The sequence below is a fragment of the Acinetobacter lwoffii genome (assembly GCF_019048525.1).
Classification (GTDB): domain Bacteria; phylum Pseudomonadota; class Gammaproteobacteria; order Pseudomonadales; family Moraxellaceae; genus Acinetobacter; species Acinetobacter lwoffii_K.
In genome coordinates this window covers 2,190,251-2,214,263 of sequence record NZ_CP077369.1, presented here as the reverse complement: position 1 = coordinate 2,214,263, position 24,013 = coordinate 2,190,251, and the positions used below count along the sequence as shown (strand labels likewise).

Below are 24,013 nucleotides of genomic sequence, written 5' to 3'. Positions count from 1 at the left end.
TAGAAAAATGTAGTAAAAATGAGTGTATGCCAATACGCTCATTTTTTTTATGACTTTATCTGAAAATTTAGATTGCACCCTTCAACATTCTTTGCCTTCACTCAGCCATTTCAGTGAACTCATTGATTTAAACTGGATTAAAGAAAGCCTACATCAAACAGGTAAGGCTTCTATCAGGAGAAGAAAATTACCTGCCGAACATGTGGTATGGCTGGTAATTGGGCTTGCCCTATTTCGAGATCAACCGATCGGGTATGTCGTAGAGCAACTAAAACTTGTGTTTGGTACAACAGAATATTGTGTCCCCAGTGCAGCAGTGCAAGCACGACAACGTTTAGGACGAGAGCCCTTGAATACCTTGTTTTCTCTACTCAGCCAAGCCTGGTTTGAAGAATCCCAACAGCAATACTCAAACTTTCATGGCCTTAGTGTATGTGCTGTTGACGGGGTGGTTTGGTCTATGCCTTATACAGACGAGAATTTTGAACACTTTGGCTCATCTAAGGGTAAAACCGCTGCAGCCCCTTATCCACAAGTGAGAGCAACCTGCCTGGTAAATACCAGCACCCATGAAATCATTGATGCCCAAATAGGTAGCATGGATCAGGGTGAACTTACACTGGCAAATCGATTATGTCCTCCATCGCATAGTATTACCTTGTTTGATCGAGCCTATTTCTCTGCTGATTTCTTGATTGACTGGCAAACACGAGTAGAAGCCAGTCATTGGTTAATGAGAGCAAAAGATAATTTACGCTATGAGATCATTAAACGTAATTCCCCGCATGACTTTCAAATCAAAATGCCTCTTTCAGCTAGAGCCAGGAAGCTAAATCCATCATTAGGAGAATATTGGGAAGCGCGTTTGATTGAAGTTGAGCAGGCAGGGAAAATTAGACGTTATATCACTTCATTAATGGATTCAAAGGCATATCCACTGATAGGCTTGGCGAAGCTTTATGCCCAGCGCTGGGAAATAGAAATGTGTTACCGAGAAATCAAAAGTGATTTACAGGAAGGCAAGCATTTGAGGAGCAAGCAACCTGATTTAATTTATCAAGAATTATGGGGGGTCTTCATTGCCTATAATATTCTAAGAAGACAAATGAAACATATGGCTCAACGAGCAAAAGTCAGTCCTTTGAGAATCAGCTTTCATATTGCATCTATCGGTATCCTGAATATATTAAGATTTGACTCTTTAGACTCCGCAGGGAATTTACCCAAACATCTAGAAAGTTTACTGGAGAAATCTAAGAGGTATGTGTTGCCTGAGAGGAGGGTTAGAAGTTGCCCACGAGTTGTGAAAGGAAAACCACAGAAATACCCAAGAAAATGCCAGTCAATTTCTTAACTGACTGGCATTACTCCACGGAGAGGCCTGATTTTGATCGATTGTTTTACTCAATTGCTTGGCAAATATTACCGTTCACGCAAGGCTTCTTTGGCTTTATTAAATGGCTTGATCAGATAATCCATCACGGTTTTTGAACCAGTACGAATATCCACGGTGGCCACCATCCCTGGAGTAATATTGAACTCCTGCCCGGCATTATTGCTGAGCTTGTCGCTATCGGTACGGATATACACCCAATAATAAAATTGATCCTGCTTGACTTCATCACGCAAGGTATCCGGTGAAATCATGGTTACTTTACCGCTTAGCCCGCCATAAATTGAATAATCATAGGCGCTAATTTTGACCAGCGCTTCCTGATCAGGGCGAATAAAGGCAATATCACGCGGCGAAATTCGAGCTTCAACCAGTAATTTTTCATCTAGTGGCACGATGGTTATCAACTTGCCATTTTGTGGAATCACGCCGCCCAGCGTCATCACATCAATCTCTTTGACCACACCGCGAACCGGTGATTTAAAAACAGTTCGGCTCAAAGTATCCGACTTGCCACGTACCACCTGTTGCTGAGTTTCCACATCGGTATTGGCTTTGGACAGCTCTTGCCGCGCATTTACATAATATTGATTACGGATATCATTCATCTGATTACGCAGGTCATTGGCTTCACGTTTTAGACGCAACACTTCAACTTCACTGGCTGCCCCTTTGGCGACCAAGGGAGCGGTCATTTCCAGTTCTTGCTGCACCAGTAACAAAGCCTGTTCCAGGCCTGCAACAGATTCTTGCAAATTGGCTCGACGCGACTGATACAGGGCCGTTTCTTCTTTAACCAATTTGGGGTATTTCAACACTTCTTCAGGAAAGACCAACGGTGCGCCGGTGACTTCCGCACGTAAACGGGCTGAAGTGGCACGTGATGACACCAGCAAGGATTCTGATTCACCGACGTTGGATTCAAAGCGGGTCGGATCAAGCTGGGCCAATACTTGCCCACGCTCGACAATCTCACCTTCTTTGACATTAAGTTTAGTCAAAATACCGCCATCCAGAGACTGAATCACCTGCTCTTTGGATGATGGAATTATTTTTCCAGTACCGGTAGATACTTCTTCCAATTTGAATAACCAGGCCCAGCTCAGCAATACCAATAGGCCAATGCCGATAATCCAGATGATGATACTTGATTTCGGTAAGGGCGGCTCCTGAAAGCTGACCTTGCTGGAACGTTTTAGTTGTTGTAGTTCACTCATGCACTTGCTCCCACAACCCGCTTATTACCACCTTGCGACTGATTCAGGATCTGATCCCTTGGTCCATCCATCACAATCCTGCCATCATTGACCACCAGAATACGATCCACCAGTTCCAATACCGCACGGCGATGGGTCGCAACGATCATCGTACGATGGGTTAAATAACCTTTAAGATGATCAATCAACTGTTTTTCTGACACATCATCAATGGCAGCGGTCGGTTCATCCAGTAGCAAATTTTTTGGTTGACGGATCAATAACCGTGCCAATAACAAGGCTTGACGCTGCCCACCAGAAAAGCCGACACCACCCTCTAAAAGGATATGATCCAGTCCTTCTTTTTTCTCCTGTACAAATCCCAGTGCACCGGTAATTTGCAAGGCTTCCAGAATTTGCTGATCGGTGGCCAAAGGTGCACCCAAAGTCAGGTTTTCACGAATTGAACCATAAAATAACTGCGAGTTCTGATTTAGCAAACTCATATCACGCCGCACATCTGACGGATCAATCAGGGTCAGATCAATACCATCCAGCTTGACCTTGCCCTGTAACGGTGTCTGCATCCCAGACAAAAGCTGTAACAAGGTCGATTTTCCTGCACCATTACGGCCCAGAATCGCGATTTTCTCCCCCGGCTTGATTTCCAGCTTGGGAATCATCAAACTCGGTTTCGGATCATCATCGCCATATTTAAACACCACCCCGTTGAGCTCATAATGCCCATCCAGTGCCGGACGATGAATCAGGTGCGAATAATCCGGCTGATCCACTGGTTTTTTCATGAGTTCATCCAGACCAGCCTTGGCGACTTTAGCCTGTTGCAAGCGACCCAGTACACCCGTAATTTGTGAAATTGGTGCCAGCATGCGTGAAGATAGAATCGAACAGGCCACCAGTGCGCCTGTGGTCATGTCACCCTCCATCACCGCAAAGGCCCCGACTAAAACCACAATCGCAAAGGTCAGCCCCTGAATTTTTTGAGTCCAGGCGGTCATCAAGCCGACAATTTTACGTTGCTGTATGCTGACATCGGCTGATACTTCATTCATATGATTCCACTGATTCTGGAAACGCGTTTCAGCTCTTAACAGCTTGATGTCTTCAATTCCTTCTACAGCTTCTACCAGCAAGGCATTGCGGATGGCAGATTCGCGCATCCCCAACTGGGCCAGCTGTGCCAGTTTTTTCTGCGCCAGAATCCCTGGAAGAATCATTAAGGGCACAACGAGTAACATGACCCAGAACAGATTGCCACCGATCACCCAGAAGATGCCCAAGAACAGGAAGAAAAATGGCAGATCGGCAATGGCCGTAACTGTGGTTGAAGTCACCAGCTCGCGAATTTGTGAAATGAAGGTTCCTGTTGATTTGGAACGTTCATTGTTTTTAATCCGTAATGAATGACCAAACACCCGGTCAGAAATTTTTAAATCCGCACGTTTACCAATAATGTCTGACAGATAGATCCGCGAGACACGTAAAACAAACTCAAAAATCGCGGCGATCAGCACACCACCGGCCAACACCCATAACGTCGGAATGGACTGTGATGGAATGACACGGTCATAGACATTCATCGAGAAGACTATCGTGGCCAATGCTAGAATATTGGCAATTAAAGACGCAAACATCACATCGATATAACGCTTCCAGTCATTCAGGACAATTGACCAGAACCAGTTTTTCTCAAAGGGTTTGATATATTCATCCACCCGCGCATCTGGCACTGAAGATTCAGGACGCAGCACATAAAGATGCTTTATGCCAGTCTCTAAGTGTTCAACTGTAAAGCTTTGAGATAAACCTTCATCACCACTGAGCTGGATGCTGACATTGCCCTGTGTGTCGATGCGTTCGATCACGCCCACATCACCACTATCGAATTCAACCAGTAAAGGTAAACGCCATGAATTCAGCAGGCTGCGCTCAAATTTATTTTTACGGAGATTTAAACCCATCTGACGACTGACAATCTTGAGCATGTCATCGATGTCATGATGCTGATTCCAGTCCAGTTGCAGACGAATTCGCTCCTCAGAAGGCTCAATACGGTAATGCCGGGCAATATTTAAAACTGCCTGAAGCCAAGGTTGATAATTTATTATTGTAGTACTCATGGCTGAACTTCAAACCCCTGAATAGAAATGCTGTTAAGCGCGTAAATATCCCGTGTACGGCCCGTGACCTGAATGTACTGTACGATCGCCGAATAAATGTCATAGCGCGCCGCTTCAATTTCCTGCGCTGCACTATGAATGGCTTGCTCTGCATTCAGCAAATCCACTACGGTTCGGGTACCCAATTTATATTGTTCTTGATACAGCTCTTTGGTGCGTACCGTGGTTGCTCGGCGTTGGGATAAAACCCCCATTTGCTTTTGTTTATTTTCAATTTGCTCACGGATCAAGCGCACCTGATCCAGTACATCCAGATAGACCGTATTGACCTGTGCGCGTGCAGCTTCTTCGGCATAGCTTGCGGCACGAGTCTGTGAACGTGTTGCACCACCCTGATACAAATTACTGCTGGCTTCAATCATGACTGAATTATAGAAGCCATCATCTTCATTATTATTCGGATTCCGTCCATTCATCGCCTGACTTAGACTGCCTTTAACACTAATAGTCGGATAAGGACTTAATCGCGCCTGATCTTTTTGCAAACGGGCAATATTAACCCCGGCGTGTGCCAGAATCATGTTCGGAATCTGGGTAAATTCCGGATCTTGATAAAGATCGGCCTGTGCCACAATGCGCTCAGGAATATCCCATTCAATAGCTGATACATCAAATCCTAGCAAGGTACGCAAGCGTTGTTGATATTGTCTGAGTTGGGTCTGCTGTACAATCAGATTTTATTGCGCTGCTTCCAGATTGGACTGCGCCTGAATCGGGTCGGCCTGACTGCTGATTCCGGCGCGGGCACGCAAATTGGCAATTTCTGCAATCCGTGCAATGCCCTGAATCTGCTGCTGGGCAATCTTGGTAATCTCCTGATAGCGCTTAATATTCACTATTGCATCAGCCACTTCAAATGCGACCTGGTCCAGACTGACCAGCACCCTGGCCTGTTGTTCTGCCAAGCGGGCTTCTTCCACATTGACATTGGTTTTAATTTTGCCAAAGTCATACAGCATCTGGGTGGCATTCAAAGAAACCATTTGTCGTCCACGTTCACCGGAAGTGAGGTCACCTGTCCCGATACCCCCGGATAACTGCGGATAATAACCCGATCTCGCCACATCAATATTCGCGGCCTGCGCAGATAATGTCGAAATACTCTGGGTGATTTCAGGACGGCGCTGCACCGCCCGATGTACGGCTTCCATCAGATTCATTTTCTGTGGAATGCCAGCTGTGATCGTAGAACTTAAAGCTGGCTGTCCTGACTGTGGCCGGGTAATTTGCGGCAGCTCAGCTACTTTTGATGTATCTAATGAATAATGACCAAGCGAGGTAATATCAATGGTATGCGCTGACCGTGTTGGTTTGGGTGCAATCAACTGGCCCAAGCCATTCTTGAGATTGGCAAAATAATGGGGTGAGCTTTCTGCATGCCCCAAAGACACAGATAAAGGCAAAAGAAGAAATATCAATCCCCTTCTTTTTTGATCTGTTTTCCCCTGATTTTTTTTAAAGTGTTCTGCCCTAAATCGCATAATTATGTAATGTTTCTTGTTTTAGCCTAACAATATATCAAATCCCTTTAAAAGAAATCTTTTTCACTTTGATTTGATCAAAAAAAACCCTGCATTCGACAACTGGCGCCTGATGCAGGGTTTTTATAGAAAGCAGGATTATTTAAACAGTGAAATCATCACCCAGATAAACTTTTCTCACAGTCTCATTCGCCAGGATTTCTTCTGGTGTACCTTCAGCAAGCAATGCACCCTCACTGACAATATAAGCATGCTCACAAATCGCCAGCGTTTCACGCACATTATGATCGGTAATCAGCACCCCAATTCCGCGATCTTTCAAGGTCGTAATAATATCCTTAATATCTCCAACCGAAATCGGATCGACACCGGCAAAAGGCTCATCGAGTAACATAAATTTTGGGTCGGCCGCAAGTGCACGTGCAATCTCGGCACGACGTCGCTCACCTCCCGATACACTCATGCCCAAAGAATCTTTGATATGAGTGATTTTAAAGTCTGCCAGTAACTCCGCCAGACGTTGCTGACGTTGTGCCTTGGTCATATCTTTACGGGTTTCCAGAATTGCCATAATATTTTCTGAAATCGTCAGTTTTCGGAAAATTGAAGCTTCCTGCGGCAAATAACCAATCCCCTTACGTGCCCGTTCATGCATTGCGAGGTCGGAAAGATCCAGATCATCGAGATAGATTTCTCCCTTATCCATCCGCACCAGACCAACCACCATATAAAAACTGGTGGTTTTACCGGCACCATTTGGTCCCAGTAACCCGACAATCTGGCCACTTTCCATGCTGAACGATACATCTTTCACTACCCAGCGTTTATTATAGTTTTTCGCCAGATGTTTAATGGTGAGGGTTTGAACCTGCTGCGATTGCTCCATTAATCACGCGCTCCCGGGAAGGATGTTGAACTAGAGGGTGGAATCACGATTTGTACACGACCAGACGATGAACCGGTTTTGTTTGGTGTTCCGGTGGCTTCGATATCGCCTTTGTTCATGCTGTATTTTAAAGTCGCACCACGAATACTGGCACCGTCCTGTTGCAGGAAGGCATTGCCTGACAAGGTAATAATCCCGGTTTCAGCATTGTAGACAATTTTCTGCGCCTGACCTTTGGCAAGACCTTTGGCCGGATCCACTTTTTGCTGGAACTGTGCCGGGCTGCCAGTAGCCGTAATCAGGCTGATCTGACGCTTATTGTTCAGATTGGCCACAATCGAATTGGCTTGCAGCTTCATGGTGCCCTGTTCAATGATGACATTGCCCGAATACGTCGTCACACCCGTCCGCTCATTGAAAGTCGCCCGGTCAGCCAGCAAGGTGATTGGCTGGTTACGGTCAGATGGCAGTGCAAAAGCAGCGATTGAACCGAGTCCAACCACAGTCGCCAGCGTCATACGCTTCAGGAAAGTGTGCATCATTTTGGCTTTAGGAGTTTGGTTCATACTTTCCTCGAATATTAAAGAATTCGTATTGACCATCATTAAGATTGGCTTTAAGACCCTGGCTGACAAATTCAGCCTGTGGAGATTCCACAATCACTGTCTTGTCTGTTTCAATTTCACGTGTTTTCGGAAAAGCGGTCAGTTCTTCAGTACGAAACTGCATTTTCCCATTTTGCATGATTTTGGTGGCGAACACTTCTTGAGAGAGTACAACTTTTGTATTGTCATCATAACCATGCGCCATTTTGGCAAAGAAAGTTGCATCGACTTTGCCATTGTCATAAGTCGATGCTCGCAGATTTTCTAGCTTTGAAGTTTCTAGCTGCAGGTTCTGCTCAAGTCGGTCCACTTGGGCACGAACCGACACCTGGCCTGTTTCATCCGTCTGGGTTAAGTTAATATTTTGAGCGGAATAGGTCATGCTGCGCGCAGAATCTGCCTGCAGCTTGTTGCCCTTGCCGCTGTAATAGTAATAACCACCACTTATTGCGGCAATAATCACAGCCGTAATATATAAAACTTTAGTATCCATAAGCGGTGTACTTAATCCAAAAGATATGACTTATTAATAAGGCGCACGAGTATATTTTTCAAGTAACTCTTGGTACATGCCTTTGGACATTAACAGCATATCGCAGATTTCACGCACCGCACCACGTCCACCTTGGGCCTGAGTCACCAGATCGGCACGGCGGCGAACTTCAACATGACCATTAGGCACGGTCACTTTCATGCCGGCAATGGCAAAAGCAGACAGATCAGGCCAGTCATCGCCCATGTACAGGCAATCTTCAGGATCAATGTTGAGCTGTGCGCAGGCTTCACGAAGTGCTGTACCTTTGTCTTCACGGCCCTGATAGACCAGATCAACACCCAGATCCGACATACGCTTTTCTACGATATTGCTTTTACGTCCGGTGATAATAATCACCTTGATCCCTGCTTGCTGAACCAGTTTCATGCCCAGACCGTCACGAATATCAAAGGATTTGATCTCATCGCCAGTATTGGTCAGCGTTACAAAGCCATCACTTAAAATACCATCTACATCAAGCACCAGTGCTGCAATATGACGTGCCTGCTCTAATAATACATAAGATGCCATTTATTAATTTACCCCAGCCTGAATCAGGTCATGCATACTAATCACACCAATGACTTTATTGGCATCATCAACAACTACAAATTGATTAATTTTATGCTCATTCATACGTTCCAGTGCCACCACTGCACGTGCTTCCTGAGAAATGGTCAACGGATTTTTGGTCATCACGTCCTGAATAGCCAGATTGACATCAAAACCTTGCTGCTTATCAATCAAGCGACGCAAGTCACCATCGGTAAAAATCCCCAGCAACACATCATTTTCATCGACGACTGTGGTTAAGCCCAAGCGCTTGTTGGAAATTTCGTACAATACTTTATTCATGGCGGTATCTGGCGAGACTTTAGGTAAATCTGCGCCAGTACGCATCAGATGCTTCACATGCAATAACAGACGCTTACCCAGCGCACCTGCAGGATGTGAGCGTGCAAAATCATCCGAGGTAAAGCCGCGAGCATCCAATAAAGCTACCGCCAAAGCATCGCCCAAAGCCAATGTTGCCGTCGTTGACGATGTCGGCGCTAAACCCAGTGGACAAGCCTCCTGAATATTACCCAGCGTCAAAGCTACATCAGCATTTTGTGGCATTGGACCACGATCATCACCACTGATGGTAATCAGCGGAATTTCCAGATGCTTGATCAGCGGCATCAGCATCATGATTTCATCACTCTTGCCCGAGTTTGAAATTGCAATCAGCACATCACCAGCCACCAGCATACCCAAGTCGCCATGACCGGCTTCGCCCGGATGCATAAAGAACGACGGTGTTCCGGTCGAAGCAAAGGTCGCCGCCATTTTACGGCCAATATGACCTGACTTGCCCATTCCGGTAATCACCAGACGGCCAGTACACTGTAGAATAATTTCACATGCCCGGCTAAAACGGTCATCAATCTGTGTTGCTAAAATCTGTAGTGCATTTTCTTCGATGCGAAGTGTTTCAAGTGCGACTTTCTGGAAATCTAGTTGATTCGCTGTTTTTTGTGGATTCAAAGCCTGTTTACCTACGCTAAGGACAGAGAAAAACTCTGGTTTGATGGGCATAATTTTCGCAATTTTAGCATAGCTATGCAATTGTAAGCTTTCTAAATGTAGAAGATTCGACGGATTTTTAATATATTCAGATTGTATTCAACTTGCGCAATCTGGTATCTCCACCTCTACATTCGCTCCATTTTTAAAACTATAGAATGTACTTATTTTTATTTTTTAGGGGAACACGCTTACGCTATCCAAAATAGGTTTGATTCAAATCAGACCAGACTCATTCAAATATAATTCAATCATACTGGCAAACACTGCCTCTGAAAATGTAAGCTCAATATCGCCATTTCACTTCCTAAACCTCTTCTTCCTAAATCACTCTTGTTGCCTAACTCCCCTAAATAACTGAGGCTTTTTACGCTTTTATCTTTATGAATAATTATGCTTAGGTTAAGATGATTCATCCTTTTATTTGAAGTCTTTTGAACAGCTATGCAACCATTTGTTCTATATAACTCAGAGCAACGCAAAAAAGTAGAATTCGTACCTCGTGTTGAAGGTCAGATTGACCTGTATGTCTGTGGAATGACGGTTTATGACTACTGTCATATTGGACATGCACGTACAGTGGTTGCATTTGACTATATTATCCGCTTCCTGCGTAGCCAAGGCTGGAAAGTCAAATATGTGCGTAATATTACGGATATTGACGACAAAATTATTAAACGTGCCAATGAAAATGGCGAAAGTATCTCAGAATTAACAGGTCGCTTTATTGATGCGATGAATGAAGACTTTGCCAAACTGGGCTGCCTTGCACCTGATGTTGCACCTAAAGCAACAGATTATATCGATCAGATGCAAGATATGATCGGCAACCTGGTCGACAAAGGTACGGCTTATCCTTCCAATAATGGCGATGTCTACTTTGAGGTCGAGAAGTTTGCCAAATATGGTCGTCTGTCTGGCCGTAAATTAGAAGATATGCAAGCCGGCGCGTCTGAACGTGTCGATGTTGAAGTCGAAAAGAAACACCCGTTTGACTTTGTACTGTGGAAACATGCCAAGGAAAATGAACCGTCATGGGCATCTCCTTGGGGCAATGGCCGTCCGGGTTGGCATATTGAATGTTCAGCAATGTCGACCTGCTGCCTAGGCAATCATTTCGATATTCATGGCGGCGGTGCTGATTTGACCTTCCCGCACCATGAAAATGAAATTGCACAATCTGAAGCTTCTACTGGTGAACAGTATGTCAATTACTGGATGCATGCCGGATTTATTAATGTCGATGGCGAGAAAATGTCGAAGTCTTTAGGCAATTTCTTCACTATTCGCGACGTGATTGAAAAATTCCATCCGGAAGTGGTGCGTTATTTCATTGTTTCTTCCCATTATCGTAGCCCGGTGAATTACTCGGATGTTGCTTTAAAAGAAGCAAAAAATACCTTATCTCGTTTCTATCACTCGTTTAAAACCTATCAGGCGGTTTATGGTGATCATCTGATTGAAACTCTGGATGAGGCTTTTGTTGAACGTTTTAATACCGCTATGTGTGATGATTTCAATACGCCTGAAGCGATTGCGGTATTGTTCGAAATCAATAAAGAACTGAATCGTGCCGTGAAAGAAGAAAATGCGGAACAGGCAGCGATTTATTATGCAACTTTACGTCACCTGACCAATATTCTCGGTCTGGTACAGCAGGATGTAGAAGAGTTCCTCAAGTCTGACATTGGTCAGGAAGCTCTAGGGTTGTCACCTGAACAAATTGAAGATTTAATTCAACAGCGTCAGGATGCCAAGAAAGCCAAAGAATTCGCACGTGCGGATGAGATTCGTCAATCTTTACTTGATCAAGGTGTTGTTCTTGAGGATACCCGTCAAGGTACGGTTTGGCGCCGTGCTGATTAATTAATCAAACAGATTTATAGAGAGTTGACACTGCTGTGGAATTCTCTATAATTCACCTCATTGCGGGAATAGCTCAGTTGGTAGAGCATAACCTTGCCAAGGTTGGGGTCGGGAGTTCGAGTCTCCTTTCCCGCTCCAGAATACGAAAAACCCTTATCGAAAGATAAGGGTTTTTTTATTGTGTTTGAAAAAAATTTATTAATAAAATGCATATCTCAAATCACTTATTCATTCTCTTTCACCCTGACATTTTTTTGGGTTATTCATGACAAAGTGCTATTGTAAATAAACTTCAAAACTTTCAATTCTTTTAATTACGATATCGTTTCATGACTTATAAACTGAATGCACGTCATCTTGTTTTAGACCTTCTCTACGCTTCTAAAAACTCCACCCTGTCTATTAAGCGGATATTAACTGCTGCTGAATTATTGGGTATATCTGACAATGGTATCCGTGTCGCTGTAGCCCGATTAAATCAGGAAAATGTCATTCAAGCTGTAGAGCGCGGCGTATATCAATTGCTAGAGAAAAAATTCGATACTTCTTTTATCAGCTTAAACAAACACCCTGATATGCAAACGGCGACCACATGGAACGGAAAATATGTATTGGTCTATACCGGCACTTTGGGACGTGTAGACCGTACTGCCTTATCTAAAAGAGAAAAAGCGCTGCGTTATTATGGTTTTCAGGAACTAGAGCAAAATGTTTTTATTCGTCCCGATAATTTAACGCTAAACCTAAGTCCATTAAAAACAGCTGTAATCCAGTTTGGATTAGATCCTGACGCACGTTTTTTCCAAGTCAGTCAACTGGAAAGTGAAACCGAAGTTCGTGATTTATGGGATATCGAAGAGCTACATCAGACCTATCATGCAGTACAGCATGCTATCAACGACTGGTTTGAAAATTACCAAAATCTGACTTTAGCAGATGCTGCAAAAAGTGCCTTTTATCTAGGTAAGTCTGCCCTGTTTAGTTTACGTGCTGATCCTTTGCTTCCTGCAGAATGGATAGACACAGATGCCCGACAACAATTTGAGCTCGCGGTCCGCAAATTAGAAAAACAGGGTCAACTTTTATGGCAACACTATTTTAAAGACCAAGGGGTCTAATTTATTTCTTTTTTATACACAAAAATAAATTGACTGTAATATTTCATCCAAATATATTGAATAAAGCAATAAGAACTAAATATAGGCAGAAGAATGAACAGCAAGGTCAGTGTCACAGAACTTTTTAGTCGTGATGAAATTAAAGAACTCACCACGACCTCAAACTTGCACGGTGCCTGGGCAGTAGGTTCAACCTGGACTGTAATTGTCATGACCTTTGGCACGGTAGCCTATAGCTGGGAATATTTACCTACGTGGGGAAAAATACTGATATGTGCATTGGCATTGGCTATTCTTGCTGGACGCCAGCTTGCGATGGCTATTTTGATGCATGATGCCTCGCACCATAGCCTGTTCAAAACCAAATGGTTAAATACCCATCTGACTGATTGGCTCTGTGCACGCCCGATCTGGAATGATGTCAGCAAGTATCGTCCTTACCATTTGAAACATCATGCTAAAACCTCGCAGCCTGATGATCCTGACTTGGGGTTGGTGAAGAATTTCCCTATTACTCAAAGCTCACTATTCAGGAAATTCTTCCGTGACCTGAATGGGCAATCTGGGCTTAAATTTCTCGCTGGTCGGATATTGATGGATCTTGAATTACTGGAATGGAGTGTTTCCAATGACCCCAAGCCAATTCCGCGTGGTGATCGCAGCAATTTAGAGTTAGCAAAGAATCTATTTAAGAACAGTTCCGGTATGCTCATCTCAAATGCAGCAATTTTTTCTGCTCTTTGGGCCAGTGGGCATCCCAAACTGTATTTATTATGGCCTCTCGCCTATATCACTCCATTTCCTTTGTTCATCCGCATCCGAGCCATGGCTGAGCATGCCGGATTAGAAACCAGTCATTCTGCCCTTAGCAATACCCGCACCACCCGTGCAGACTGGCTGGCACGTGCTTTTGTAGCCCCAATTCATGTGAACTATCATATTGAACATCATTTGATGGCCTCTGTGCCGCATCAAAAGCTGGCGAAAATGCATCAGATGTTAAGGGAGCGTCAGTATGTCGATGCTCCGCCAAGTTATCTGGATGTGATTCGCTCACTTTTAAAAAAATAAAAAATATTTCTGCGGTTGAGACTATTCAATTTCAATGTGGATGGCTTTCGGCATGTAAATGCGGATGTGAGGATTGTCCCCGATGTTCTAGTGGGCAGTCTTCCGCTTCGATCTGCAAGGTCATCTCGGTAATATGATGCTCATGGTGGAGCATCTCAAAGGCCTGATGCCGCAGTTTCTGATAATCCACATTCGGCGCAACCAGATGCACAGTCAGCATGACTTTTTTGGAGGTAATTGCCCAAACCTTGAGCTGATGAATGTCCTGAACCCCTTCGAGCGCCAAAAGATCGTGGCGTAATTTTTCAATATCAATTTCATCCGGCACACCTTCAAGCAGAATATTGATGCTCTGTTTCAGCAAAATCCAGGTTCTTGGCAACACCCAAAATCCGATCAATACCGCAATCAGCGTATCCACCCACATCCAGCCAGTCAAATAAATCACCAGCGCCCCAATGATCACCCCGACTGATCCCAGTGCATCACTGAGCACTTCCAGATAAGCGCCTTTGACATTGAGACTTTCTTGACTGCTAGACACCAGAATTTTCATGGAAATCAGGTTAATGAACAGCCCCAAGGTGGCCACGATCATCATGCCCAAGCTCTGGATTTCTGGCGGATAACTCAAACGCTGATAAGCTTCAAACAAAATATAAATCGCAACCACAAACAGCATCACGGCATTAAACAGGGCAGCCAAAATCTCAAAGCGCTGATAACCAAATGTCCGTTTATTGTCTGCCGGTTTTTGCCCAATTTTGATAGCGACTAAAGCGATAGCCAGTGCAGCAGCATCGGTAAACATATGTGCAGCATCAGAAAGTAGGGCCAAACTTTGAGTTAGAAAACCAGCAATCACTTCCACAATTAAAAAAGTCGTGGTTAATGCCAACGCTATTGATAATTTTTTGGCATTTTTTGCAGTCACGGCGACATGACTATGTTCATGATGATGTGAATTCCCCACCGGCCCCTCCCTCCTTCTTATTCAACGAGGACTGTATCCTCAGCATCTTTTCAAGTTTTGTTCTGATTCATATTACGCTTGAATTTTACCTATTTAAGTAGGTTTTTTATGAACTGTTTTATCAGTCGACATTAGATTAAAGTTTTAGCTTTTTCATGTTCTGCCAGCCAGGCCTGTACCGAAGCACGCTTAAAATTACGCTCGACATATTCTATTATTTTCACAGGAAGTTTCACCTGATGGCTCAACAAACGATGCAACATAAAGGCCAGATCAAAGTCTGCAATTGACCAGTGTTCAGTCAACCATATGTCCTCCAGCATATATTCTGCCACATTCACCAAGCGCTGAATTTCTTCAGTGATCGGAGCTGTAAGAGGTATAGACATTTTTGCTAGATGAAATACCGAATCGGAAGGCATCTGCTGGCGGATTTGCATAAAATCGGTTTTGACCAAGGCTTGTATGGCCCGACATTTAGCTCTAGCATAAATTTCCTTAGGATATAAGGCTGGATAATTAGGTGCTGGAAAGGCATCTTCCAAGTATTCAGTGATCGCCCATGATTCAAACAGGCTAAAGTTATCTACTATTAAACACGGAACTTTAGCACTTGGACAAATGGCTTGATAAGCCGCAGATTTCTGTTGCTGCTGATCTAAATCAATCACGATTTCCTGAAAATCTAAACCCTTTTCTTTTAAGGCAACATAGACCGACATGGCATAAGGGCTGATTCTATTTTTATCGACATATAAACGTATATTTTGCATATCCTTGTTCCTGATAGGCTTGTTGTTTTTATTCAGTACGGCAGTCTTACTCTACTCTCTTTCCTATACAAAAGGAAAATGACCCACTTCATGTAGCGATCACACAAAAATGTTTATACAGTTGCCGATAGCGAAGCGATATTCATTATTTTCTATTTTGCACAGGATCGGTAGATAAAGCCTTTTATTTTGCTTTTGATTCACGTTAAATTAAATCATTCTCTTGATATCAAAAAACTATGCTGAACTTAGCCCACCTCCCCGATACCGTGTATGCCATTCAACATCTGGCTTTTGAAGACTTAGGCGCTTGGGAAGATATTTTTTATCAGCTCGGCTTACGTGTGCGTTATTTCGAAGCTGGTATCGATGATCTCAGCAAGGCTTTTGAACACTCCGGCTTAACGGTCATTCTCGGTGGCCCGATTGCAGTCTATGGAACAGAGGATTATCCTTTTTTACAACAAGAAATAGACTTACTTAAAGTTCGCTTAGAAAAGAATTTACCGACTTTAGGCATTTGTTTAGGTGCGCAGTTAATTGCTGCTGCATTGGATGCCAGAGTCTATCCAGGAGATGTGAAGGAAATTGGCTGGTCTAAACTCAGTCTTGCTTCTATTGAAAATAATCCACTAAAAGCTCTCGAAAATATCGACGTCCTGCATTGGCATGGTGATACATTTGACCTACCTGAACAGGCAGAATTACTGGCCAGCTCTGACCTTTATCCAAATCAGGCTTTTCAGGTAGGACAGAATATTCTAGCACTACAATTCCATGCTGAAGTGGCCAGTGAAAGTCTAGAAAAATGGCTGATTGGACATACCTGTGAGTTACGCAAAGCCCAGATCAATATCCCTGCATTGCGTGTGGATCATCAAAGCTATGCGCCCGCACTTGAACAGGCAGCCAGTTCGGTATTGATGCATTATTTAGAAAACCTGCAACTTAAATAACCGTAATAAAAAAGCACCCAATTGGGTGCTTTTTTAATTTGTCATGCTTATTTTTTCGGAGCAGGTACAGAAGCCTCGGTAGTAATGTTTACTGTAATTTTATCGCCCACATTTGGAACATAACCGCCTACCCCAAAGGCTGAACGGTTAAATGAAGTGGTTGCATTGAAACCAATCGTTTGTAATTTTGTCATTGGGTGCACGCCTTGTTTATTTAAAACTGCGTCCAGTACCACAGGTTTAGTGACATCTTTTACGGTTAAGTTACCGGTGATTTTGTATTTGTTTTTGCCTAAAGCCTGAACTTTAGTACTTTTAAAAGTGATATTCGGATATTTGGCAGCATCAAAAAATTCTGCTGTCTTAATATGGTCATCCAGCGCTTTCACATTCGTATTAATGCTTGCAACCGGGATATTCACATTGACCGAAGAATTCGCAGGTTTTACATTATCAACATTAATCGTACCCTGGATGTCACTGAAGTTTGCAGATGGTGTAGAGAAACCAAAGTGGCTCCAAGAGAACACCGTTGCTGAATGAGTCGGGTCAATCGTATAGGCCACTGGTTTTGCCATAGAAACTGTTGCTACAGATGCGACCGCCAAGCCTAATGCTAATGTTTTGAAATTCATGTTTTTATCTCACGTTTTGGATGTTATTAAGTGTATAGAATCTGGAACTGTTTACAGCCCTAAAGATAAAACGTTTTGTTGCAGCGATGAAACGATAAAATTGTAAGTTATTTTTTTAATTTTTGAGCTTTAATCCATACGGTACTGGATGAATCCAGTTTTCTTGGCGACTTTGTTATACAACGCTTGTGCCTGATGGTTTAATTCATGAGTCAGCCAGTAAACCCGGTCGCAATTACGCTGCTGCGCGACCTGATAGACATGCTGAATCAGCTTGCGCGCCACACCCTGTCCGCGATAATCAGGATGGGTAAATAGATCCTGCAAATAGGCATAGGGTCTTACTGTCCAGCTACTGTTATGTTCGATGACATGCACAATCCCTACGACCTTTCCATCAATCAAGGCCGCAAAACCGTACATTGAATCTAACTCATAATTAGTTAATTTATCCCAGGTATTTTTACTTACCTCATCCGAAATTTGGGTCTGATAAAAGCGTTGATAGTCTTGCCATAAAAATAGCCATTCCGGCTGTGATATTTGCTCTAGAGATTTGATCTGGATCTGGCACTGTATATTCATGTTTAACTGCTTCTTTGGCTTATTTCTTTAATTTAAGTCGTTTCAATAGTGGTCGCTGAATTTTTATAGCGGCCTAAACTTAGCTTTATCTCATCTGGTGCTCATAAGCAACCTGTCAGATGAAAATCATCCGGCATAAAAAAAGTCCCAATCAGGGACTTTTCATGCATTATGTTTAAAGTTTTTCAACCAGAATACGATCAACCTGTTTTAGGCCAGTCGTCTTTTCATGATTTTTACGACGCACTTTAATGACCTTTTCTTCGGCTAATTCTTGCAGCATTAAATCAACTGCAACCATCGCTTCAAGAGGTAATTCCTGTCCGATCCACTTGAGTTCGCCTGCATCCATTAAAGTAATTTCATCGTTAATTTGTTCATACAAGCTCATGTTCATCTCACTCTTTCATTTCGACTATGGGAGAACTTTCTAACGATTGCCACATGAAAACAACGCTAAAAAGCGAAAAAATAAAAGACGCCCCAAAAATGGAGCGTCTTTTAAAAAACTGCTTAATCAGTTGATTATGCAGTAATCTCTTTTACAGCTGCAACCACTGCTTCAGTAGTAATACCGAAGAACTGGAACAGATCTTTTGCAGGTGCAGATTCGCCATAAGTGGTCATACCGATTACGCGACCATCAAGACCCACAAATTTCCACCAGTAATCAACATGTGCAGCCTCAACAGCAACACGTGCACGAATATTTGATGGAAGAACCGCTTCACGATAAGCTGCATCTTGCTTCATGAATTCTTCAGCACATGGCATAGACACGACACGCACGCCTTCAAGCTGTGCATAAGCTTCCATTGCCAGAGATACTTCAGAACCAGTTGCAATAATGATGGCTTTCAATTCGCCTTTTTCTTGAGCCAGTACATAACCACCTTTCGCAGCGTTCTCAATTTGAGCTTGAGTACGGGTTTGGAATGGCAAATTCTGACGGGAGAAGATCAATGCGGTTGGACCTTCAGCACGCGTTAATGCAGATTTCCAAGAAATTGCCGCTTCAACCGTGTCACATGGACGCCATGTGTTTAGATTTGGCGTACCACGAAGGGATGCGATCTGCTCAACAGGTTGATGCGTTGGACCATCTTCACCTAGACCAATTGAGTCATGCGTATACACATGGATCACGCGCTGTTTCATCAATGCAGACATACGTACGGCATTACGTGCATATTCCATAAACATCAGGAATGTTGCTACGTAAGGGATAAAACCGCCATGCAGTGCAACACCATTCGCGATTGCAGTCATACCGAATTCACGTACGCCATAGTGTACGTAGTTACCTGCCGGATTGTCCTGTACGCCTTGCGCGCCTTTCCAAAGGGTCAGGTTAGAACCTGCAAGATCCGCAGAACCACCTAGAACTTCTGGCAATAATGGAACAAGTGCTTGTAATGCATTTTGGCTCGCTTTACGCGTTGCGATCGTTTCAGCTTTGGCATTCACTTCTGCAATATAAGCATCCGCTTTTGCAACGAAGTCAGCCGGTAATTCACCAGATAAACGACGTTTAAGCTCAGCTGCTTCAGTTGGATATTTTGCAGCATAAGCAGCAAATGTTTCGTTCCAAGCTGCTTCTGATTCAGCACCTTTGGCTTTCGCATCCCAAGCTGCATAAACATCTTCAGGAATTACAAATGCTTCATCAGTCCAGCCTAGTGCTTCACGAGTCAAGACGATTTCGTCATGACCGAGTGGTGCACCATGACTGTCTTCTTTACCTTGCTTGTTTGGTGAACCCAAACCAATCACGGTTTTACAGATAATGATGGTTGGTTTAGCAGTTTCAGCTTTCGCCTCAACAGTTGCCTGACGGATTGCATCTGCATCGTGACCATCAACTTTAATCACTTGCCAGCCGTACGCCAAGAAGCGTTGTTCTGTATCGTCAGAGAACCAGCCTTCCACTTCGCCATCAATCGAGATGCCATTGTCGTCATAGTAAGCAATCAATTTGCCCAGACCCAATGTACCCGCCAAAGAACATGCTTCGTGAGAAACACCTTCCATCAAACAGCCATCGCCGAGGAAGCAATAAGTGAAGTGATCTACAACTTGGATGTCGTCTTTGTTGAATTGCGCAGCTAGAGTTTTTTCAGCCAGTGCAAAACCGACAGCATTCGCGATGCCTTGACCTAAAGGACCAGTCGTCGTTTCAATCCCTGGTGCATAGCCCAACTCCGGGTGACCAGGTGTTTTAGAATGAAGTTGACGGAATGCTTTAAGATCTTCAATCGAAAGATCGTAGCCCGATAAATGAAGAAGCGCATATTGAAGCATAGAGCCATGGCCATTTGATAATACAAAACGGTCACGGTTTGCCCAATTCGGGTTGGTCGGGTTATGGTTCATGAATTCACGCCAAACCACATCAGCGATATCTGCCATCCCCATTGGAGCACCTGGATGTCCTGAGTTTGCTTTTTGCACAGCATCCATTGCCAATACACGAATTGCGTTTGCAATACGACGTTCATTAAGCGGGGTTGTCATAAATCAGAGTCCAAAATATTCAGAAATAGGAAATGATGAAAAGACTTTCAAAACTGTTGTCTATTGTCTTAAAAAAACAGCGAGGGGTAAAGACTAACCAACAATATTTATCAGTTTATTGAGTGTCTCTTGCCTTATCGTACAATTATTCCACATTTCTTCTTCGGCTTCGGTTCTTCAGATTGAATTATCCCGCATTTTCTAATTAACTTTCTTGTCTGTATCTGGATTCTAAGCTGATAAACAGGATTGAATTTATGCTGATTTTATTTCTATTTTATATGTCTCACATCATTATTTTTAAAGAAAATCTATACAATTCACTGATCCATTCATAATGTAATTTTTACTAAATTTTATAAAATATTGGCAGGATTGTTTGATATACAGGTGAAATCAAATTTGCTTAGGCTAATTTTCAACTTCGGTAGACTTAATGTCCCTGACAGTCTTTAGGCAAATAGCGCTGCTGAATATCAGTGGAATAACATTTGCCACTATGAACATCAAAAGCAACCGATTTCCCGCGAATGGCCATATCGACTCCCTGCTCTCGTATCTTGAACTCTATCCGGCAAGCGGCATTAATAATGACTTTTTCGATATATTGACCATGCCCACCAATCTGGCGTCCGGCATCACAGTGCTGATCCGAAGCAATAAACTGGGTTCGATATGCTCCAGCTTGTTCAAACACTTCTGTTAGTTGATTCCGCACGACATAAGCTTGATAGCTCATAAAAGCCATCGTCACTAAAATCGCGATGATGATAAGCACGATCAGCGCTTCAATCAGGGTAAATGCCTTTTGATACATGATTTCTGATCTCCTTACAGTCTTGCTCCAAGAAGTCCATAGCAAAAGATGTCGCAATTCCTAACCAGCTAATGTGGAAGACTTAGGCTAATATGAAGATATCCCCGAACATCGACAAGACAGTTGGTCGCAAGGCGCACAGTCTGAATCTGCTTTATTGGTGTAATGATCACTTGCTTAAGTAAATTTTGAATTTTGAGCTTTGTATTTTTTCTATCGTCTATTTTTTAAGATTTAATCGGAAATCTAAGCATTTAATTTTATGACAGTCTGATGGATTAAAATATTGTTGCTTCATATTCCTCAATCAATAATGCTGTCTAAATAGATATATCAATTTTTTTAATTCTATTAATCAATTAAAAACACAATAATTTGAAACAATTTCGACCAATTTTGTCGTGTTAAGCTAGTCCTAGAGCGCAACTCGATGTAACATATCGGGTCTTTAAAATTAACTGTGATAGGACTATGCGCGAGTACGCTGTATTTACTTCGGAATCTGTAAGCGAAGGCCATCCAGATAAAATGGCTGACCAAATCAGTGACGCTATTTTGGATGCAATCTTAAAAGAAGACCCATATGCACGGGTTGCTTGTGAAACGCTTGTAAAAACAGGTGCGGTTGTACTTGCCGGTGAAATCACAACGACAGCAAATGTTGATTTTGAGGCAATTGTACGTCATACCGTAAACGGAATTGGTTATCACCATTCTGATCTTGGTTTTGATGGTTCGACCTGTGCCGTGATCAATATGATTGGTAAACAGTCACCTGAAATTGCTCAGGGTGTCGACCGCCAGAAACCTGAAGATCAGGGTGCCGGTGACCAGGGCTTGATGTTCGGTTATGCAAGCCGCGAAACTGATGTATTAATGCCTGCGCCGATTTCATATGCGCATCGTTTAATGGAAAAGCAGGCTGAATTACGCCGTAATGGCACCTTGCCATGGTTACGCCCAGATGCAAAAAGCCAGGTAACTTTTGCTTATGAAAATGGCGTACCAGTTCGTTTAGATGCAGTCGTTCTTTCGACTCAACATGATCCTGAAATCACTCAAGCAAACCTGAAAGAAGCTGTGATTGAAGAAATCGTGAAGAAAATCATTCCTGCTGACATGTTCCATGCAGAGACCAAATTCCACATCAACCCAACGGGTATGTTTGTGATCGGTGGTCCTGTGGGTGACTGTGGTTTGACTGGACGTAAAATTATCGTAGATACCTACGGTGGTATGGCACGTCACGGCGGTGGTGCTTTCTCTGGTAAAGATCCATCTAAAGTTGACCGCTCTGCTGCATATGCAGGTCGTTATGTAGCGAAAAACATCGTTGCTGCTGGCCTGGCTGACAAGTGTGAAATTCAGGTGTCTTACGCGATTGGTGTTGCTGAGCCAACTTCAATTTCAATCAATACCTTCAATACTGCAAAAGTCTCTGAAGAATTGATTATTGCACTGGTTCGTGAACATTTCGACTTACGTCCATATGGCATTACCCGTATGCTTGACCTGATCCAACCGATGTATAAGCAAACTGCTGCTTATGGTCACTTCGGTCGTGAAGGTTCAGATACTGCATTTACCTGGGAAAAAACTGACAAAGTGGAAGCGCTTAAAGCGTCTGCTGGTCTATAAGTTTTTCTTAAAAAAAGCCTGCATCATGCAGGCTTTTTTTATGTCTTTTATTTTTTCATTTTTAGAATTATCTCTAGGTCCTGATGACAAATATTTAAATGCCAAGCTTCATACTATAACCTGCCTTTAGAATGATAGGCGAATTCAAACATGAGGTGCGACAGTTTCAAAAGTCTTATGATAATCAACAAGCTGAGCAAATTTCTCTAATGGTGTAAGCCAATCTAACGCTTTTCTAGGACGAGTATTCAGTGACATGGCAACTTGATTTAAATAATGCTGATCTGCCTGATTTAAATCAATCCCTTTAGGTAAATATTGCCTAATTAAACCATTCATATTTTCGCATGTGCCTTTTTGCCAGGGTGAATGTGGGTCACAAAAATATACATCTATGCCTAAATCTTCTTCGAGTATTTTATGTTCTGACATCTCACGTCCACGGTCATAGGTCAACGTTTTACGCAGTTCTGCAGGTAAATATTTCAGAGCTTCAGTTAAAGCCTTGCGCACTGATTCTGCCTTTGCATCAGGTAATGTTGCCAAGATACAGAGTCGTGTATTTCGTTCAATAAGTGTTGCTATCGAACTTTTATTGTCTTTACCTTTAATTAAATCGGCTTCCCAATGACCCGGTATTTTTCTTTCTTGAACTTCGGTTGGGCGCTCATGAATAGTTTTAATATCCTGTAATATAGAATCTTTTTTAGGTTCACCGTTAGCTTTTCGCTTTTTATTTTCATGACGCAGACAGGATAATAAGTCTTTTTTCAACTCACCCTTTGGTAATGCTCGTATCGTTGAATAAATCGTTGTATGGCTTACATTCATTGTTTGATCCAAATCAGGAAATATCTTTAAACGCTTTGCTATTTGCTGAGGAGACCATAAACAACGAATCGCTTCAACAATAAATTTCCAGAGGATTGAATCAATTTTGAGTTTTCTGTAACCACGTCTACGTCTAGCGAAGGTGTTATCAGAAGCATATCGAGCTTGATAAACGTCATTGATGCTATTTCTTTTAAGCTCACGATAGATCGTACTAGGATGTCTTTTAATGAGTTCAGCAAATTTTCTGGCTGAAAAGCCTTCTTTTCTTGACTCAAGCATTAATGCAGTACGATCTTCAAAGTTAAGATGATGGTATGACAATTTTATATACTCCATAAACCCTTTAAATTAATTAGGTGGTTTATGTCGC

At 42.9% G+C, this 24,013-nt stretch carries 21 protein-coding genes, 1 tRNA gene and 1 pseudogene; 7 read left to right on the top strand and 16 right to left on the bottom strand.

Translation table 11 applies throughout. The annotated features are described in order from the left end of the window. The first annotated feature begins 49 nt into the window (after positions 1 to 49). The gene (locus tag I6L24_RS10425; protein WP_004729329.1) at positions 50 to 1,354 is read left to right on the top strand and encodes an IS4 family transposase; all 1,305 of its coding nucleotides are present in this window, start codon (positions 50 to 52) and stop codon (positions 1,352 to 1,354) included. Positions 1,355 to 1,422: 68 nt separating this feature from the next. On the opposite strand, the gene I6L24_RS10420 is transcribed toward I6L24_RS10425, so the two are convergent. The 8 genes and pseudogenes from I6L24_RS10420 to I6L24_RS10385 form a co-directional block, all read right to left on the bottom strand. Then, complete coding sequence (locus tag I6L24_RS10420; protein WP_005263094.1) at positions 1,423 to 2,610, bottom strand: HlyD family efflux transporter periplasmic adaptor subunit; 1,188 nt, start codon at positions 2,608 to 2,610, stop codon at positions 1,423 to 1,425. Further along, positions 2,607 to 4,730 carry a type I secretion system permease/ATPase gene (locus I6L24_RS10415; protein ID WP_005263095.1) on the bottom strand — a complete coding sequence of 708 codons (2,124 nt, stop codon included), beginning with the start codon at positions 4,728 to 4,730 and terminating at the stop codon, positions 2,607 to 2,609. The genes I6L24_RS10420 and I6L24_RS10415 overlap by 4 nt, the downstream gene beginning before the upstream one ends. Further along, a pseudogene (locus tag I6L24_RS10410) lies at positions 4,727 to 6,271 on the bottom strand (TolC family outer membrane protein). Before I6L24_RS10410 ends, I6L24_RS10415 begins: the two are co-directional and overlap by 4 nt. 142 nt (positions 6,272 to 6,413) lie before the next feature. Next, on the bottom strand, positions 6,414 to 7,157 hold the full coding sequence (gene lptB, locus I6L24_RS10405; protein ID WP_005104345.1) for an LPS export ABC transporter ATP-binding protein: 744 nt from the start codon (positions 7,155 to 7,157) through the stop codon (positions 6,414 to 6,416). Beyond that, positions 7,157 to 7,723, bottom strand: coding sequence for a lipopolysaccharide transport periplasmic protein LptA (gene lptA, locus I6L24_RS10400; protein ID WP_004646679.1), 567 nt, complete (start codon positions 7,721 to 7,723; stop codon positions 7,157 to 7,159). The genes lptB and lptA overlap by 1 nt, the downstream gene beginning before the upstream one ends. Then, entirely contained in the window at positions 7,707 to 8,255 is a 549-nt protein-coding gene (gene lptC / locus I6L24_RS10395) for an LPS export ABC transporter periplasmic protein LptC (protein ID WP_004729873.1), read from the bottom strand. The genes lptA and lptC overlap by 17 nt, the downstream gene beginning before the upstream one ends. A gap of 33 nt (positions 8,256 to 8,288) precedes the next feature. Continuing rightward, a complete protein-coding gene (locus I6L24_RS10390) occupies positions 8,289 to 8,828 on the bottom strand; it encodes a KdsC family phosphatase (RefSeq protein ID WP_004279958.1) in 540 nt (179 codons plus the stop codon). Positions 8,829 to 8,831: 3 nt separating this feature from the next. After that, positions 8,832 to 9,875 (bottom strand): KpsF/GutQ family sugar-phosphate isomerase, encoded by a 1,044-nt coding sequence (locus tag I6L24_RS10385; RefSeq protein WP_004279959.1) that lies wholly within the window; start codon positions 9,873 to 9,875, stop codon positions 8,832 to 8,834. 432 nt (positions 9,876 to 10,307) lie between these two features. Between I6L24_RS10385 and cysS the strand changes: the two genes are divergently transcribed. From cysS to I6L24_RS10365, 4 genes are all read left to right on the top strand, one after another. Beyond that, complete coding sequence (gene cysS, locus I6L24_RS10380) at positions 10,308 to 11,729, top strand: cysteine--tRNA ligase (protein ID WP_216985961.1); 1,422 nt, start codon at positions 10,308 to 10,310, stop codon at positions 11,727 to 11,729. A 62-nt stretch (positions 11,730 to 11,791) separates the two neighbouring features. Continuing rightward, positions 11,792 to 11,867 (top strand) — tRNA-Gly (locus tag I6L24_RS10375). Positions 11,868 to 12,058: 191 nt separating this feature from the next. After that, entirely contained in the window at positions 12,059 to 12,847 is a 789-nt protein-coding gene (locus tag I6L24_RS10370) for a PaaX family transcriptional regulator C-terminal domain-containing protein (protein WP_004729876.1), read from the top strand. Positions 12,848 to 12,940: 93 nt separating this feature from the next. After that, positions 12,941 to 13,918 (top strand): fatty acid desaturase family protein, encoded by a 978-nt coding sequence (locus tag I6L24_RS10365; RefSeq protein WP_004729877.1) that lies wholly within the window; start codon positions 12,941 to 12,943, stop codon positions 13,916 to 13,918. Between the two features lie 31 nt (positions 13,919 to 13,949). Here the strand turns inward: I6L24_RS10365 and I6L24_RS10360 are convergent, their stop codons facing one another. Both I6L24_RS10360 and yfcF read right to left on the bottom strand, forming a co-directional pair. Further along, positions 13,950 to 14,891 (bottom strand): cation diffusion facilitator family transporter, encoded by a 942-nt coding sequence (locus tag I6L24_RS10360; protein ID WP_004729878.1) that lies wholly within the window; start codon positions 14,889 to 14,891, stop codon positions 13,950 to 13,952. Between the two features lie 131 nt (positions 14,892 to 15,022). Continuing rightward, entirely contained in the window at positions 15,023 to 15,664 is a 642-nt protein-coding gene (yfcF, locus tag I6L24_RS10355) for a glutathione transferase (protein ID WP_004729879.1), read from the bottom strand. A 239-nt stretch (positions 15,665 to 15,903) separates the two neighbouring features. Between yfcF and I6L24_RS10350 the strand changes: the two genes are divergently transcribed. Continuing rightward, on the top strand, positions 15,904 to 16,620 hold the full coding sequence (locus tag I6L24_RS10350; protein WP_216985960.1) for a glutamine amidotransferase: 717 nt from the start codon (positions 15,904 to 15,906) through the stop codon (positions 16,618 to 16,620). Positions 16,621 to 16,667: 47 nt separating this feature from the next. On the opposite strand, the gene I6L24_RS10345 is transcribed toward I6L24_RS10350, so the two are convergent. The 5 genes from I6L24_RS10345 to I6L24_RS10325 form a co-directional block, all read right to left on the bottom strand. Continuing rightward, positions 16,668 to 17,255, bottom strand: a complete 588-nt coding sequence (locus I6L24_RS10345; RefSeq protein ID WP_004729881.1) for a YceI family protein — start codon at positions 17,253 to 17,255, stop codon at positions 16,668 to 16,670. Between the two features lie 129 nt (positions 17,256 to 17,384). After that, the gene (locus I6L24_RS10340; RefSeq protein ID WP_004729882.1) at positions 17,385 to 17,840 is read right to left on the bottom strand and encodes a GNAT family N-acetyltransferase; all 456 of its coding nucleotides are present in this window, start codon (positions 17,838 to 17,840) and stop codon (positions 17,385 to 17,387) included. Between the two features lie 175 nt (positions 17,841 to 18,015). Then, the gene (locus I6L24_RS10335; RefSeq protein ID WP_004729883.1) at positions 18,016 to 18,231 is read right to left on the bottom strand and encodes a hypothetical protein; all 216 of its coding nucleotides are present in this window, start codon (positions 18,229 to 18,231) and stop codon (positions 18,016 to 18,018) included. Between the two features lie 134 nt (positions 18,232 to 18,365). After that, complete coding sequence (gene tkt, locus I6L24_RS10330; protein WP_004729884.1) at positions 18,366 to 20,354, bottom strand: transketolase; 1,989 nt, start codon at positions 20,352 to 20,354, stop codon at positions 18,366 to 18,368. Positions 20,355 to 20,787: 433 nt separating this feature from the next. Continuing rightward, on the bottom strand, positions 20,788 to 21,171 hold the full coding sequence (locus I6L24_RS10325) for a prepilin-type N-terminal cleavage/methylation domain-containing protein (RefSeq protein WP_004729885.1): 384 nt from the start codon (positions 21,169 to 21,171) through the stop codon (positions 20,788 to 20,790). A gap of 471 nt (positions 21,172 to 21,642) precedes the next feature. Here I6L24_RS10325 and metK point away from each other — a divergent pair, with 471 nt between their 5' ends. Further along, positions 21,643 to 22,809, top strand: coding sequence for a methionine adenosyltransferase (gene metK / locus I6L24_RS10320; RefSeq protein WP_004729886.1), 1,167 nt, complete (start codon positions 21,643 to 21,645; stop codon positions 22,807 to 22,809). A 144-nt stretch (positions 22,810 to 22,953) separates the two neighbouring features. Here metK and I6L24_RS10315 read toward each other — a convergent pair whose 3' ends face one another. Further along, positions 22,954 to 23,979, bottom strand: a complete 1,026-nt coding sequence (locus I6L24_RS10315) for an IS30-like element ISAba125 family transposase (RefSeq protein ID WP_086044323.1) — start codon at positions 23,977 to 23,979, stop codon at positions 22,954 to 22,956. Between the last annotated feature and the right edge of the window lie 34 nt (positions 23,980 to 24,013).

Bases quoted from the DNA above. Each gene is read 5' to 3' on its own strand.
- I6L24_RS10425 (WP_004729329.1), top strand. From the start codon at position 50: ATGACTTTATCTGAAAATTTAGATTGCACCCTTCAACATTCTTTGCCT.
- I6L24_RS10420 (WP_005263094.1), bottom strand. From the start codon at position 2,610: ATGAGTGAACTACAACAACTAAAACGTTCCAGCAAGGTCAGCTTTCAG.
- I6L24_RS10415 (WP_005263095.1), bottom strand. From the start codon at position 4,730: ATGAGTACTACAATAATAAATTATCAACCTTGGCTTCAGGCAGTTTTA.
- lptB (WP_005104345.1), bottom strand. From the start codon at position 7,157: ATGGAGCAATCGCAGCAGGTTCAAACCCTCACCATTAAACATCTGGCG.
- lptA (WP_004646679.1), bottom strand. From the start codon at position 7,723: ATGAACCAAACTCCTAAAGCCAAAATGATGCACACTTTCCTGAAGCGT.
- lptC (WP_004729873.1), bottom strand. From the start codon at position 8,255: ATGGATACTAAAGTTTTATATATTACGGCTGTGATTATTGCCGCAATA.
- I6L24_RS10390 (WP_004279958.1), bottom strand. From the start codon at position 8,828: ATGGCATCTTATGTATTATTAGAGCAGGCACGTCATATTGCAGCACTG.
- I6L24_RS10385 (WP_004279959.1), bottom strand. From the start codon at position 9,875: ATGCCCATCAAACCAGAGTTTTTCTCTGTCCTTAGCGTAGGTAAACAG.
- cysS (WP_216985961.1), top strand. From the start codon at position 10,308: ATGCAACCATTTGTTCTATATAACTCAGAGCAACGCAAAAAAGTAGAA.
- I6L24_RS10370 (WP_004729876.1), top strand. From the start codon at position 12,059: ATGACTTATAAACTGAATGCACGTCATCTTGTTTTAGACCTTCTCTAC.
- I6L24_RS10365 (WP_004729877.1), top strand. From the start codon at position 12,941: ATGAACAGCAAGGTCAGTGTCACAGAACTTTTTAGTCGTGATGAAATT.
- yfcF (WP_004729879.1), bottom strand. From the start codon at position 15,664: ATGCAAAATATACGTTTATATGTCGATAAAAATAGAATCAGCCCTTAT.
- I6L24_RS10350 (WP_216985960.1), top strand. From the start codon at position 15,904: ATGCTGAACTTAGCCCACCTCCCCGATACCGTGTATGCCATTCAACAT.
- I6L24_RS10345 (WP_004729881.1), bottom strand. From the start codon at position 17,255: ATGAATTTCAAAACATTAGCATTAGGCTTGGCGGTCGCATCTGTAGCA.
- I6L24_RS10340 (WP_004729882.1), bottom strand. From the start codon at position 17,840: ATGAATATACAGTGCCAGATCCAGATCAAATCTCTAGAGCAAATATCA.
- I6L24_RS10335 (WP_004729883.1), bottom strand. From the start codon at position 18,231: ATGAGCTTGTATGAACAAATTAACGATGAAATTACTTTAATGGATGCA.
- tkt (WP_004729884.1), bottom strand. From the start codon at position 20,354: ATGACAACCCCGCTTAATGAACGTCGTATTGCAAACGCAATTCGTGTA.
- I6L24_RS10325 (WP_004729885.1), bottom strand. From the start codon at position 21,171: ATGTATCAAAAGGCATTTACCCTGATTGAAGCGCTGATCGTGCTTATC.
- metK (WP_004729886.1), top strand. From the start codon at position 21,643: ATGCGCGAGTACGCTGTATTTACTTCGGAATCTGTAAGCGAAGGCCAT.
- I6L24_RS10315 (WP_086044323.1), bottom strand. From the start codon at position 23,979: ATGGAGTATATAAAATTGTCATACCATCATCTTAACTTTGAAGATCGT.